Genomic DNA, 13,485 nt, shown 5'->3' with positions numbered 1-13,485 from the left:
CTTAGGCTCTTGCGGATAAAAAATGTCCCACCAAAGTTATCTAGCTTCGACTACGCTCAGCTAACGTTGGCTGAGCGTAGTCGAAGCCACAGGTACTTTAATTAATAGCAAGTCCCTAATCATATTTAATCGCTTAATTTTTTCGGAATAGTTAAGAAGACTAGACTAAGTGACAACAATCGTAATAAAATGTTAAATTAATATAGCTAGTTTGACCACTGGAAGAGTTGACTGTGGGTTTATTACGCCATTTCACGAAAGACATAGGCATTGACCTCGGTACCGCCAACACACTTATTTATGTGTCTGGGGAAGGTATTGTTTTGCAAGAGCCCTCCGTTGTCGCGATCGATCAACGAGATAAGACTGCCTACGCAGTTGGAAACGAAGCCAATAAGATGATCGGTCGCACACCAGGTGACATCATTGCGGTACGTCCCCTTAAGGATGGTGTAATTGCAGATTTTGACTCTGCTGAGTTGATGCTGCGTTCGTTCATTCAGAAAGTTAAAAAGGGCGTTTTTAACCCTCGTATTGCGATCGGTATACCAAGTGGGGTAACGGGGGTAGAATGGCGTGCTGTAATGGATGCTGCCCGTCGTGCTGGCGCTAGTGAAGTCTACCCAATCGATGAGCCAATCGCAGCAGCGATCGGTGCAGGGCTCCCTGTAACCGAAGCAACTGGCAACATGATCATCGATATTGGTGGTGGTACGACTGAAGTCGCAGTTATGAGTTTGCAAGGTATCGTCTTGAGCGAATCAGTACGGGTTGCTGGCGACGAACTCAGCGAAGCCATCATGAAGTATATGAAGACCGTGCATAACCTTGTTGTTGGGGAGCGGACTTCAGAAGAAATCAAAATTAAAATTGGTTCAGCCTATCCGATCAAAGAAGAAACTTCGATGGAGGTCAGAGGGCTACATCTATTGTCTGGTCTACCTCGTACCGTCACCGTCAAGTCTTCGGAAATCCGTGAAAGTATGAGCGAACCGCTTTCGGTAATCATCGAAGCGGTTAAACGTACCCTTGAGCGCACTCCTCCTGAATTAGCTGCTGATATCATCGATCGCGGTATTATGCTGGCAGGTGGTGGCGCAATGCTGAATGGAATTGACACTTTGATCAGCCACGAGACAGGAATTGTTACACATATTGCTCCCGCACCTTTAGATTGCGTGGTGATTGGTGCTGGTCGGGTACTGGAAGATTACAAAAATCTCGGTCGTGTACTTACTAGTCGCTTGAAAAGTTTATAGGTAAAATTTTTCATGGAGTCAATCCGTAGTTGGTGGCAACGCTATAGTTTTCAAACTGCTGTTGTTACCGTTGGCATAGGTGTGGCTTGGGTTATCCGCCAAACACAAGGGGTAGCAATCATGGAAACCTACCAGTTTCTCAGTCGTCCCTTTCAAGCAACGGTATCTAAGCAAGAACTCTTACAAGATGCGCAGGTTCGCGAACTGCGCTATCGCTTAACTGAGCTAGAATCCCAAAACCAACGGATGAAAGAAATCCTGAAGGTCAAGGTCAGTCCTACGGATACTGGTATTTGGGCTACAGTCATCGGTCGTGGGGCTGATTCATGGTGGAATCAAGTTTTAATCGGTAAAGGTAGCAATGATGGCATCAGACCTAATTCTGTAGTTGTCGCTCCTGGTGGATTAGTTGGGCGGGTAACCCATGTTTCTCCCAATAGCAGCCAAATTCTCTTAGTCAGCGATCCTAATAGCCAAATTGGGGTTGTCGTCAGTCGCAGTCGCTTTAGTGGAATGCTAAAGGGACAGAGCCAAAATACAGCTATTTTGGAGTTTTTTGAGCGCGATCCTGATGTTAAGGTCGGCGATATTGTCACAACTTCGCAGTTCACGACATTATTTCCTGAAAGTATTCCCGTCGGTCGCATTAAATCGATCAATCTGGATAAACAACCCTCTCCCGAAGCGATCGTCGAATTTTCTACTCCGTTAGGATTACTGGACTACGTAAAAGTCTACCCATTTCAAGAAAAAATATAAACTCACAAATATAGGCGGCGAAAAGCACCGCCTATATTTGTTTTAGCTTGCCTAAATCCTTACCCATGCTCGATCGCAAAACCTCTATATCCAAGAAGTTTTTAAACGGGATTGTCACCATTGGTTCTTTGCTGGCATGTATTCTCGCCATGTATACCAGAATACCTGGCATGACCCTGATGGGAATTGCTCCCAATTGGTTGCTGATTTGGCTAGTTGCGTGGAGTGTTAACCGTCCCGTGTTTTTAACGGTGATGACGGGTATAGCTTTAGGTATGGTTCAGGATGGGATGACCACGGTTACCGATCTAAATATTTCCCCAACCCATACCTTGGGACTGGCGATCGCAGGGGGACTAACGTCGCTGTTGCAAAAGCAGCGATATATCCAAGAGGATTTTATTTCGATCGCTTTGATCGTGTTTGGGATGGCAGTGATCGTCGAAACAATGCACGCCGTCCAACTGACCTTTATGGGGGCGGGGATCGACAATGTCTGGTCTTTGCAACAGAGAATTGCCCTTAGTTCTGCAATTTTGAGCAGTTTATGGTCTCCAGCGATTTACTTTCCGCTTAGTCGCTGGTGGCGCTCTCTCGGCACAAAAGATGATTAATGGCAAAATTTAGCCCGCTGTGGCGCTGAAGTTGGATTGATATTTTTTATGGAATATTTATTCTTAGGTTTAGCCATCGCTTTGGTTCTTGGCTTTGAGTTTGTGAATGGATTTCATGACACCGCCAATGCCGTCGCGACCGTGATTTATACCAATACCCTCAAACCAGTTTATGCCGTCGTCTGGTCGGGACTTTGGAATTTATTAGGAGTACTCACCTCTAGTGGAACCGTTGCCTTTGCGATCGTTTCCCTCCTGCCTGCGGACTTGATGGTTAACGATGCTTCTGATTCCAGTCTAGTCATGGTTCTAGCCCTATTAATTTCGGCAATTATTTGGAATTTGGGAACTTGGTATTTAGGACTGCCCGTATCAAGTACCCATAGCTTGATCGGAGCCATTACGGGGATCGCGATCGCCCATTCATTACTATCCCTAGAACGAAATTGGTGGGATGGCATCAATGTAAGCAAAATGCAGGAAGTGTTGGTTTCGTTACTAGTTTCGCCATTGTTAGGATTTTGTGGTGCAGTAATTCTATTTCTAATTAGTAAAGCGCTCTTTCAACGGGAGGATCTCTATAGCCCGCCCAGCGAAAAGGAGCATCCCCTATGGATTAGAGCTGTGCTTGTCTTGACCTGCACGGGGGTTAGCTTTGCCCATGGCTCTAATGATGGTCAGAAAGGAGTCGGCTTAATGATGCTGATCTTAATCGTCTTTTTGCCAAGCCTCTTCGCTTTAAACCTCGATACAAGTCCACAAGCGATCGCCAGATTAGTGGCGACATCTAACTCAGTCATCCCCATCTTCGAGGCACAAATTAGTGGGACGATCGTAGAGGCATCCTCGGACGAATTGATTGCTAATAGTCGAGCCGAACTTACAAAATTTTTACAGCCTGAAGGACAATTAAATGAAAATATCTGGCGATCGCTCATATCCGAAAGTCAGAACGTTCATGAGTATTTGAGCCAAAGTAATAATTTGCGAGACATTGCCATCGGCGATCGCCGCCAAGTTAGAAACGATCTTTATTTAATGTCAATGGCGATCGGCAAAATTGGCAAGATAGAAACACCCACAAAATTGGCAAATCTCCCAAATCTCCCAAATCAAGATGTAATCATTGATTTTAAAAATCAGTTAGATCACATTCTCAAGTTTATTCCCTATTGGGTGAAGGTCGCGATCGCGATCGCGCTTGGACTAGGCACGATGATCGGCTGGCAAAGAGTTGTCGTCACCGTAGGCGAAAAAATTGGTACAGAACACCTTAACTATGCCCAAGGTGCAACTTCCGAAATGGTCACCATGACAGCGATCGCCACTGCCAATTACTTTGGATTGCCCGTTAGCACGACCCACATTCTTTCTTCGGGCATCGCAGGAACGATGGTAGCAAATCGGGCGGGTTTGCAGATAGATACGGTCAAAAAATTGTTACTAGCTTGGGTATTAACTTTGCCAAGTTGTATTTTTCTGGGATTTATTACCTATGCGATCGGCTTATTTGTAATTCACCACTAAGTAGCTACGCAATTAAATATAAAACCCCAAGACCTGTAGCGCACGCGCAGCGTGCGCTACAGGTCTTGGGGTTTTATCCCAATTCACTAAATTGTTGCAACAATTTAGTGAATTAAAAACTAAATCCAGTAAGGGTTTTCAAAGCTCAAAATGGCTTATACCAAAACACAAAATGGCGTAGCCATTTTGTGTTTTTAAAACCCTTACTGGGTTTGGTTTTCAATTCCCAAAAGTGTAGCCACACTTTTGGGAATTGGTATTAGCCATTTTGAGCTTTGGCATTAATTATGCTCAGTGGTGGTGCGAAGCACCGCCACTCTTCCACTGGAAGTCTTTAGGAAGTCTTTAGAAAGCCTTTAGGAAGCCTTTAGAAAGAACAAGAATCATCTAAAACTTATGACATTGAAAAGCGCGACAATTATGTTTTTTACGTTCAAAGCTGCTAAATTTAATTAATAATTAAGATAAGACTGTAGTTAAAATTACCTTTATCTGCTGTTTTTTAGACACTTGTTAAGCTAAGCCCACCGTAAATCATATGCCTAAAAAGTCCACAGTTATTTCCCCCTCGATCCTGTCTGCTGACTTTAGCCGTTTAGGTGACGACATTCGTGCAGTTGATGCGGCGGGTGCAGACTGGATTCACGTTGATGTGATGGATGGTCGCTTTGTTCCCAATATTACGATTGGACCATTGGTTGTTTCGGCAATCCGCCCCGTCACCACTAAGATTCTTGATGTACATTTGATGATCGCCGAGCCTGAAAGATATGTAGCTGACTTCGCTAAAGCTGGTGCTGATATTATCACCGTCCACGCCGAGCACACCGCTTGCCCTCACCTGCACCGCAATCTTTCGCAAATTAAAGAACTCGGTAAACTGGCTGGTGTATCGCTCAATCCTTCAACCCCTTTGAGTTTCATTGAGTATGTGCTCGATCTCTGTGACTTGGTATTGATCATGAGCGTTAATCCTGGCTTTGGCGGTCAGAGCTTTATTCCTAATGTAATTCCTAAGATCGCGAAGTTGCGTCAAATGTGTGACGATCGCGGACTCGATCCTTGGATTGAAGTAGATGGCGGTCTGAAGGCAAATAACACTTGGCAAGTTCTAGAAGCTGGTGCTAACGCGATTGTGGCTGGCTCCGCAGTATTCAATGCTCCAGACTATGCTAAGGCAATTAATGACATTCGCAATAGCAAAAGACCTGAATTAGTAACTGCCTAAAAGAAGAAACCCTCGCATTGCGAGGATTTCTTCTTTTAGGGAAAATTTGGTGTAATGCTATACCAATTCACTGAAGTGTTGTCACATTTTCGTGAATTATAGCTGCCGCTAACTGGATCAGGACATAAAAAACGAAAGAGAGTTGCCGCGCTCCGCGCGGCAACTCTCTTTCGTTTTTTGATTTTGTCCTAACAAAACTGGCGGCAGCTATAAAAAACAAACCCAATAAGGTTTTGAGATTCCCAAAATGGCAACGCCATTTTGGGAATTGGTATTGGCTAGGATTGGCGAATTTGAAAATGTTGCTGAGGAACGGGGAAGCCTGACTCACTAAAACTTTCACGAATAACTCGATTGGTATCAAAGTAAACTTGCCAATAGTGAGTGTTATTGCAGAAAGGACGAACGGCTAGGACGGGTCCGAGGGCAGTGAACTCAAGAATTTCCAGTTGAGGAGTGGGGTTACTAATTACATTGGGAATATTGCTAATCCTTTCCCTAAGAACGCGGATTGCCTCACCATGATTAACGGAATGATCGAGCTGGGCATGGATATCAACGCGGCGATAGGCATTAGTGGAAAAGTTTTGAATATTGTCAGAGAAAAGTTTGTTGTTACCGACAAAAGTACGGACATTATCGGGGGTGTCAATGGTTGTCACAAACAGCCCTATTTCCACCACAGTGCCCGTAATCCCCCCTGCCGAGATAAAATCACCAACTTGGAATGGGCGTAAAACAATCAAAAAAGCACCTGCGGCAAAGTTAGCGAGTAAACCGCTCCATGCCGCACCGATCGCTACTCCAACTGCCGCTAGAAGTGCGGCAAAAGATGTGGTCTCAACCCCAAAGTAGCCAAGAATAGCGACAATTAAAATGATATTTAGTAAAACTGTGAGACTGGAAACCAGATAACCGATCAGAGTTGGATCGATGCGTTGATTTTTAAGGGTATGGGATGTAATACCCGTTGAAATATCGATAAGTTTGCGACCGATAAACCAAAGAACGATCGCGGCAATCACCTTAAATGCTGCACCCGTGAGCAGGTTTAAATTAGTTGACAGAACGTTTTGAATTGTTGCTGTATCCATTACAGTTATTTTTCCTTCAAATAGACAAATAGATCGATAAACAATATGGCTCGCCAAAGCATTGCTAAGCTGCCGTCAACTGGATCAAGGTAAGCAGGCTAGGCATAAGTAAACTTAAAACCTAGAAGAGCGTACCGCCCGCGTAGCGGGCGGTACGCTCTCTGGTTTTGTTTTTTTAATTATGCCTAGCTACTTATAAAACCCAAAATAGTGTTGCTGTGCGGAGCGCGGCAACACTATTTTGGGTTTTATTTTTGTCCTAACAAAACTGGTGGCAGCTATATAAGTCATAAATTTTGACTTATGCTAGTGGCAATTATATGGAACCGATGAGTTTATTAACAGTCCTTGGATTGCCATGAATTTTTTATGAGTCTATTTTTCATGAGTCTATTTTTCATGAGTCTATGTGGATAGCTCCAAAATTTTAAAGGAAGCATAGGTCAAGTTATGAGTCGTTATTCTCAACGCGATCGCCGAATTGAAACTCCAGAAAATATTTCGCGAGATGCCCCTAAAGAGCGCATTGAAATGTTTTTGTGTTTAATGCCCGTATTTGGTTTAATTCCTGCCACGATCGCATTGATAAAGCAGCGTAGTAGCCGTAAAGTGCGTGATGTCAGTCAAGTGGCGATCGCCATGATGCTGACTTGGGCGATCGCCTATGGTGCGATGGGAGGCATACCCACGGAGGGGGAGTCCTTACAAGTTACCACCGAGTTAATCAAGGCAAGCATTAGTTCGGGCTATTTTCTGTTCTGTATGTATCTGATGTATCGGCTATACCGACATCAACCGATTTCCTTGCCTTCGCTAAAAACAAAGGATGAAAACAAAAGATAAAAACAAAGGATGAACGAGCAGAATCGCGATCGCGATTTGTAAACCCCAAATTATGACTGTGGCTTCGACTCCGCTCAGCCAACGTTAGCTGAGAATTATGGTTGTGGCTTCGACTCCGCTCAACCAACGTTAGCTGAGAATTATGGCTGTGGCTTCGACTCCGTCCAGCCAACGTTAGCTGAGAATTATGGTTGTGGCTTCGACTCCGCTCAACCAATGTTAGCTGAGAATTATGGTTGTGGCTTCGACTCCGCTCAGCCAACCTTAGCTGAGAATTATGGTTGTGGCTTCGACTCCGTCCAGCCAACGTTAGCTGAGAATTATGGCTGTGGCTTCGACTCCGCTCAGCCAACGTTAGCTGAACGAAATCGAAGCTAGATAACATTGGTGGAACATTGATGGGACATCATTTATCCGCAAGAGCCTTAGCTATTAATATCAGCTATTATCGGCAAAACAATCTATAGTAACTTTCAACGAATTGTGACAGCGATCGAACCCGCAATTATTCCATAAAAACAAAAAAGCTAAAAACATTTAAGGAGAATTATTCATGGCTTTACATAGTGGCAAACGGGCAGCAGGAGGTTTTATCAAAGACTTCCAAACATTTATCATGAAAGGTAATGTGATTGACTTGGCTGTTGCCGTTGTCATTGGTGGTGCATTCGCCAAAATCGTCACTTCTTTAATCGAAGACATCATTACGCCGTTGCTGCTCAATCCAGCTCTAAAAGCAGCTAATGTTGAAGACCTCGCAAAATTGCAGATCAATGGTATTAAATATGGTGTATTTCTTGCCTCGGTGATTAATTTTATCGTCATTGCCCTTGTCATCTTTTCGATCATTCGTTCGTTTGAGGCAATGAAGCGTCAAGAGAAACGCGAGGAAGCTGTCGCGGAAGCAAAACCCGATCCTCAAGAACGTCTGACCTTGGCGGTCGAACGCTTAGCAGAAGTTATGGAATCCAAATAAAATATAACCACCTGTGAACAACCATTTGTAAGTAAGTAGCTGGGCGCAATTAAATATAAACCCCAAAAAAGCTGTGGTGTTTGCACAGCGTAAGTTGCAGCTTTTTAAATCTATATTTTAATTATGCCTATACCAATTCACGAAAGTGTAAAGGCACTTTTGTGAATTAAAAACTAAACCTAGAAGGGTTCTCAAGTTAAGAAATAGCTACGCCATTTCTTAACTTGGTATTGCTCATCTGCTTTGCATATACTTACATTTTTGAGAAAGCTACCCCTAGACTGCTTGCATATTATGCCATTTAGACAATTCAGAGCCAAAATTTATCGTTCCCTATGCCTATTATGTATAACTTTAGGGATTGCTATTGGTTTAAATGCTTGTATTAGCCCCAGTAATGACAAAAAGACTGAAGAAGCCAAAAGCCCCGTCCCTATTTTCCTATTCCTTCAAGCCTCTCCCGATGGTAAGACAATTGAGGGCATAGTTCCTTCCGATCTAGTAGAACAGTTTGGCAGTCTGGATCGCGTAATTCAGTCGATTCCTGCGGGTAGTAAATTTTCCTTGATGCAGTTCGGCAAGCCTCTGGGCACGTTTCAAGTAAGTGCCGTACGGGGCTCCGATGCCTTTGGCGCGATCGCTAGTTTTAAAGTGCAAGCTCCAGATAGTAATGACAAAAATCCATCGGGCAAAAGCTTAACCCCTGAGGTACTGCGCCAGCCTAGTTTAACGATTGTGGCTAGCGATCGCATTAACACGACTAGCGATCGCAATTATTTTTTTAACTGTCCTAACAAAATCCAGCCCTTAGTATTGGAAAAGTCACGGAATTTATTTGTGAAACTGGGCGCAAGTCCAGCCGCCACCGCCCAAGTATCGATCGCCTCACTAGTCTGTGCTGATATCAATGGGGACAATCAGCCTGAAATTATCGCAGGGCTTAGACTCGACAACCCATTGCGTCCTGCGGGATTATCAGCTCAAGCATGGAAAGAGTTCCTATCGCTCCCAGCCACTCAACGTCAGGAATATAGCATGTTAGTCATGTTGAGTAAGGGAGCTAATGATGATTGGATTTCCGAACCAATTTTGACCCATACCAGAGCGCTTTCCTACGTTAATGATAGTGTGAGTAGCTATGCCCTCTACGGCATTCAAGAGGTAAATGGCGATCGCTATCCCGAAATCATCGTTCAAGAAATTGGTTTAAATTCTCTCGATGTGCGAGTATTTACTCCCAGCTTAAATGCTCAGGGCAAATGGCAATGGCGTAGTTATTACCAAAATCAGCGATCGCTAAATATCGTTCAATAGGTAGCTAAGTTTTTCCTAGAGAGAAAAGCCCATCCCGCTATAAAGTAAAAAGAAAATTGTTTTGTTATGCCTTTAGAAAATTCCCTTGCGTATCCGACCCTCTTCAAGCAGGTACGCATACTTGATGCGGACTCGACCATAAGTAATTCCGCAACATTAAGCGATGTATTGATCGATCGCGATCGCCAAATTCATCTTGATGTTAGACAGGATCAAATTCCTGAAAACACCCATATAGATGAGCGTTCGGGATTGATTTTAGGAACTGGAGCGATCGATCTTTACAGCACGAGTTGCGAACCAGGACATGAATCCAGAGAAACCATTGCCGAATTAGTTACTGCTGCGAAGAATGGCGGTTTTAGCACCGTCGGGATTTTACCCAATACCCAACCCGCGATCGATGATGTTGCCGCCTTGGAATTTTGGCGAAATATCCAGCATAAATACGGTCATATTCTGCAACCTTGGGGCGCTATCACCAAAGGATTGGAAGGCAAACAACTTACTGACATGGCAGAGCTTGCCGAATCCGTAATTGGTTTTACCGATAGCAAACCCTTAGGCAATCACCTGTTAGTGCGCCGAGCGATGGAATATGTAAAGCCCCTAGGCAAGCCGATCGCCCTATTCCCTCAAAATCCCGAATTGGCAGGAAGTGGCGTAATCCGCGAAGGGAAATGGTCTTTGCAATATGGCATGACAGGCTATCCCGCCGCCGCTGAGACCTCCTCTCTCGCTGCGCTCATTGAGCTAGTCCGCCTCACCCAAGCGCCCACCCACTTCATGCGGATCTCGACGGCTCAAGGGGTAGCTTTGCTGGCGCAAGCGAAAAATGATGGCTTACCCATAACGGCAAGTACGACTTGGTTGCATCTCTGCCATTGCGATCGCGATTTAGAAAATTACGATCCCAACCTGCGCCTCATGCCTCCCCTCGGCAGTGAAGGCGATCGCCTAGCTCTGGTGGCTGGGATCAAATCAGGCGCAATTGATGCGATCGCCATCGACCATACCCCCTGTGCCTATGAGGAAAAAGTAGTTCCCTTTGAAGTCGCTCCCGTCGGTGCGATCGGCTTGGAATTTGCCATTCCCGTTCTTTGGCAAAACCTCGTCACGACGGGATTCTTAACTGCTAGCGAACTATGGCAAGCCCTGAGCATTAATCCTGCCAAAATTTTCGGAATCACGCAGCCACCACTCTCAACCCTTTTCGATCCGAATTTGGCATGGTTAGCCAGCGAAAAAGCGATCGCCTCGCCATCGAAAAACAGTAGTTATATCGGGCGATCGCTCGTTGGTAAAATAATCTAAAAAAAACCAAAAGACAAAAATGATAGACAAACCCAAAGTAATTGTAGTTGGTGCAGGTTGGGCGGGATTGGGGGCAACCTATCAACTCGCCAAACAAGGCTATGACGTAACCTTGCTGGAAGCAGGATCTCAGGCAGGAGGACTAGTCGCAGGTTGGAAGACCGCAGAGGGACGCGCCATCGAAGCGGGAATTCATGGCTTTTGGTATCCCTATCGGAATATTTTTTCCCTCGTCAAAGAATTAGAACTAGATCCTTTTACGCCTTGGACGCGATCGGCTCAATATTCACCCGCAGGCTTGGAAGTTGAATCACCAATTTTTCAGGACTTGCCACGGTTACCTTCACCTCTGGGGACTTTTGCCTATACGCAGTTTAAAAGATTGCCCCTCAGCGATCGCTTAACAGCCTTACCCCTGATGTATGCCGTCATTGATTTTGACAACTCCGAGGCTGCATGGAAACAATACGACGGGATGACCGCACGCGAGCTATTTCGGCAATATGGTGTGTCCGATCGCCTCTATCGCGAATCCTTTGAGCCCATGCTGCTAGTTGGTCTATTTGCCCCAGGAGAGCAATGCTCGGCGGCGGCGGCGATCGGAATGCTCTACTACTTTATTTTGGCGCATCAAGCGGACTTTGATGTGGTTTGGTGTCGGGGCACGGTTGGCGAGAAGATCTTTAAACCTTGGTGCGATCGCATTACCGAGCTGGGCGGCAAAATCTTGACCGATCGCCGTGTCAGCGACATTAGAACGGATGATACGGGCAAAGTAACGGCGGTAATCTGCGGCAATGAAAGCTTTGAATCTGATGCGGTAATTTTCTCCGTTGGCATTTCAGGAATGCAAAAAATCGTGGCAAATAGTCCAGCTTTGCAAAAGCGGCAAGAGTTTCGGAACTTAATGAATTTAGGAGCGATCGATGTGTTAGCCGTCAGATTATGGTTCGATCGCCTTATTAACATTCCCCGTCCATCCAATGCCTGTTTTGGGTTTGATGCGACTACGGGCTGGACATTTTTCGATCTGAATGCCCTTCATGATGAGTATGCCGACGCTACTGGCTCCGTTGTAGAAGTGGACTTTTATCACGCCAATCAATTCTTGCCCCTTGACGATGCAGAAATCATAGCGATCGTGCGGAAATATCTCGCCTCTTGCCTACCAGAATTCGACCAAGCCCAAGTTATCGATCGCAGTGTGGTTCGCCTCCCCCGAGCCGTTAGCCATTTTGCCCCTGGCAGTTATCAGCATCTATTAAAAGCCATCACCAGTTTCCCAAATTTATATATGAGTGGCGATTGGGTAATTACCAATCACGGCTCTTGGTCGCAGGAAAAAGCCTATGTCACGGGATTAGAAGCAGCCAATCTAGTCATCCAACAATTCAGTCAGGGGAACTTGACCCAAATCCTCCCGATCGAATCCGATGAACCGCATATCCAGCTAGCCAGATCGCTCAACCAAAACTTAAAGGATTTAGCAAAGTCAATCTTTCTTAACTTCGGAGCTACATAATTACAGCCTAATCAATGTAAGATTAGATACGGTTAGACCAACCTAAGATAAAAATTTATGCTCTTAACTGAACAGGCTCCGTCGACTTCTAAAGCTACTGTTGGTTGTGTCTTGGTGGTAGAAGATGAAGGGATTATTCAGGATGCGATCGCCTTTGCTTTGCGGGAAGAGGGATATACGGTTTTTCTGGCGGAGGATGGCTACAACGCTCTCCAAATCGCTAAAACAGTTCCAAGACTGGATTTGGTAATTTTGGATGTCATGTTGCCTTCTATTAATGGATTAGATTTCTGTCGCATTGTGCGCCACGAGGGCAACAACGTCCCCGTTTTGATGATTAGCGCTAGAGGCAATGAATCCGATCGCATCGTGGGGCTAGAAGTTGGAGCCGATGACTATCTGAGCAAACCTTTTGGAATGCGCGAGCTAGTGGCACGCTGTCGAGCTTTGTTACGTCGCAGCCGTCGGGACTTTGTCGCCACCAATGCTACGGTTTATAGGTTTGGGGATATCACCATGTATCCCGATGAATGTCGCGTGATGATCAACGATGTAGAAATAAATTTATCTCCTAAAGAATTTCGTCTGTTGGACTTATTTATGAGTCATCCCCGTCGCGTTTGGTCGAGAGAGCAACTTCTCGAAAAAGTATGGGGAGTCGATTTTGTCGGTGATAGCAAAACCGTAGATGTTCATATTCGCTGGCTGCGGGAAAAAATTGAAGCCGACCCCAGCGATCCTAAACATATTGTCACTGTCAGAGGCTTTGGCTATCGGTTGGGATAGGCAAAATCCGCTCCTTTAGGCAAGCTTTTTAGCTATCCAAAAAAGAAGAGAATGGCGGCGCTTCGCGCCACCATTCTCTTCTTTTTTGGATATTAGAAACTATTTAAGAATTCACTAGATCCCCCCCAGCCCCCCTTAAAAAGGGGGGAGAATTAAATTCTTCCCCTTTTTAAGGGGGATTGAGGGGGATCTCTTAGAGATTTTGACCGCAGAAAGTAATTCTTAAATGGTTTCTTAAGTAGCTAGGCG

General features: G+C 45.1%; 12 protein-coding genes. 11 read left to right on the top strand and 1 reads right to left on the bottom strand.

All coding sequences use genetic code 11. The annotated features are described in order from the left end of the window. The first annotated feature begins 233 nt into the window (after positions 1 to 233). From AC805_RS14960 to rpe, 5 genes are all read left to right on the top strand, one after another. Positions 234 to 1,259, top strand: coding sequence for a rod shape-determining protein (locus tag AC805_RS14960; RefSeq protein WP_072143637.1), 1,026 nt, complete (start codon positions 234 to 236; stop codon positions 1,257 to 1,259). A gap of 12 nt (positions 1,260 to 1,271) precedes the next feature. Then, on the top strand, positions 1,272 to 2,018 hold the full coding sequence (gene mreC / locus AC805_RS14955) for a rod shape-determining protein MreC (RefSeq protein WP_055076163.1): 747 nt from the start codon (positions 1,272 to 1,274) through the stop codon (positions 2,016 to 2,018). A 65-nt stretch (positions 2,019 to 2,083) separates the two neighbouring features. Further along, positions 2,084 to 2,632, top strand: a complete 549-nt coding sequence (mreD, locus tag AC805_RS14950; protein ID WP_072143636.1) for a rod shape-determining protein MreD — start codon at positions 2,084 to 2,086, stop codon at positions 2,630 to 2,632. A 48-nt stretch (positions 2,633 to 2,680) separates the two neighbouring features. Then, a complete protein-coding gene (locus AC805_RS14945; RefSeq protein ID WP_055076161.1) occupies positions 2,681 to 4,159 on the top strand; it encodes an inorganic phosphate transporter in 1,479 nt (492 codons plus the stop codon). Positions 4,160 to 4,697: 538 nt separating this feature from the next. Then, entirely contained in the window at positions 4,698 to 5,387 is a 690-nt protein-coding gene (rpe, locus tag AC805_RS14940; RefSeq protein ID WP_009628392.1) for a ribulose-phosphate 3-epimerase, read from the top strand. 278 nt (positions 5,388 to 5,665) lie between these two features. On the opposite strand, the gene AC805_RS14935 is transcribed toward rpe, so the two are convergent. Continuing rightward, positions 5,666 to 6,481, bottom strand: a complete 816-nt coding sequence (locus AC805_RS14935; RefSeq protein WP_055076160.1) for a mechanosensitive ion channel family protein — start codon at positions 6,479 to 6,481, stop codon at positions 5,666 to 5,668. Between the two features lie 450 nt (positions 6,482 to 6,931). On the opposite strand from AC805_RS14935, the gene AC805_RS14930 reads away from it, so the two are divergent. The 6 genes from AC805_RS14930 (at position 6,932) to AC805_RS14905 (ending at position 13,236) form a co-directional block, all read left to right on the top strand. After that, complete coding sequence (locus tag AC805_RS14930) at positions 6,932 to 7,324, top strand: hypothetical protein (RefSeq protein ID WP_055076159.1); 393 nt, start codon at positions 6,932 to 6,934, stop codon at positions 7,322 to 7,324. 553 nt (positions 7,325 to 7,877) lie between these two features. Beyond that, on the top strand, positions 7,878 to 8,300 hold the full coding sequence (gene mscL / locus AC805_RS14925) for a large conductance mechanosensitive channel protein MscL (protein ID WP_055076158.1): 423 nt from the start codon (positions 7,878 to 7,880) through the stop codon (positions 8,298 to 8,300). Positions 8,301 to 8,594: 294 nt separating this feature from the next. Beyond that, on the top strand, positions 8,595 to 9,614 hold the full coding sequence (locus tag AC805_RS14920; RefSeq protein WP_055076157.1) for a hypothetical protein: 1,020 nt from the start codon (positions 8,595 to 8,597) through the stop codon (positions 9,612 to 9,614). A gap of 66 nt (positions 9,615 to 9,680) precedes the next feature. Next, positions 9,681 to 10,928, top strand: a complete 1,248-nt coding sequence (locus AC805_RS14915; RefSeq protein WP_055076156.1) for a dihydroorotase — start codon at positions 9,681 to 9,683, stop codon at positions 10,926 to 10,928. Positions 10,929 to 10,947: 19 nt separating this feature from the next. Further along, complete coding sequence (locus AC805_RS14910) at positions 10,948 to 12,450, top strand: FAD-dependent oxidoreductase (RefSeq protein WP_055076155.1); 1,503 nt, start codon at positions 10,948 to 10,950, stop codon at positions 12,448 to 12,450. Positions 12,451 to 12,507: 57 nt separating this feature from the next. Then, positions 12,508 to 13,236 carry a winged helix-turn-helix domain-containing protein gene (locus AC805_RS14905; RefSeq protein WP_055076154.1) on the top strand — a complete coding sequence of 243 codons (729 nt, stop codon included), beginning with the start codon at positions 12,508 to 12,510 and terminating at the stop codon, positions 13,234 to 13,236. The last annotated feature ends 249 nt before the right edge of the window (positions 13,237 to 13,485 follow it).

Origin of the sequence: Pseudanabaena sp. 'Roaring Creek' (genome assembly GCF_001402795.1) — a bacterium.
Taxonomy (GTDB): Bacteria; Cyanobacteriota; Cyanobacteriia; order Pseudanabaenales; family Pseudanabaenaceae; genus Pseudanabaena.
Note: the sequence above shows the minus strand (reverse complement) of the source record. Positions and strands in the feature narration are given on the sequence as shown.

Bases quoted from the DNA above. Each gene is read 5' to 3' on its own strand.
- mreC (WP_055076163.1), top strand. From the start codon at position 1,272: ATGGAGTCAATCCGTAGTTGGTGGCAACGCTATAGTTTTCAAACTGCT.
- mreD (WP_072143636.1), top strand. From the start codon at position 2,084: ATGCTCGATCGCAAAACCTCTATATCCAAGAAGTTTTTAAACGGGATT.
- AC805_RS14945 (WP_055076161.1), top strand. From the start codon at position 2,681: ATGGAATATTTATTCTTAGGTTTAGCCATCGCTTTGGTTCTTGGCTTT.
- rpe (WP_009628392.1), top strand. From the start codon at position 4,698: ATGCCTAAAAAGTCCACAGTTATTTCCCCCTCGATCCTGTCTGCTGAC.
- AC805_RS14935 (WP_055076160.1), bottom strand. From the start codon at position 6,481: ATGGATACAGCAACAATTCAAAACGTTCTGTCAACTAATTTAAACCTG.
- AC805_RS14930 (WP_055076159.1), top strand. From the start codon at position 6,932: ATGAGTCGTTATTCTCAACGCGATCGCCGAATTGAAACTCCAGAAAAT.
- mscL (WP_055076158.1), top strand. From the start codon at position 7,878: ATGGCTTTACATAGTGGCAAACGGGCAGCAGGAGGTTTTATCAAAGAC.
- AC805_RS14920 (WP_055076157.1), top strand. From the start codon at position 8,595: ATGCCATTTAGACAATTCAGAGCCAAAATTTATCGTTCCCTATGCCTA.
- AC805_RS14915 (WP_055076156.1), top strand. From the start codon at position 9,681: ATGCCTTTAGAAAATTCCCTTGCGTATCCGACCCTCTTCAAGCAGGTA.
- AC805_RS14910 (WP_055076155.1), top strand. From the start codon at position 10,948: ATGATAGACAAACCCAAAGTAATTGTAGTTGGTGCAGGTTGGGCGGGA.
- AC805_RS14905 (WP_055076154.1), top strand. From the start codon at position 12,508: ATGCTCTTAACTGAACAGGCTCCGTCGACTTCTAAAGCTACTGTTGGT.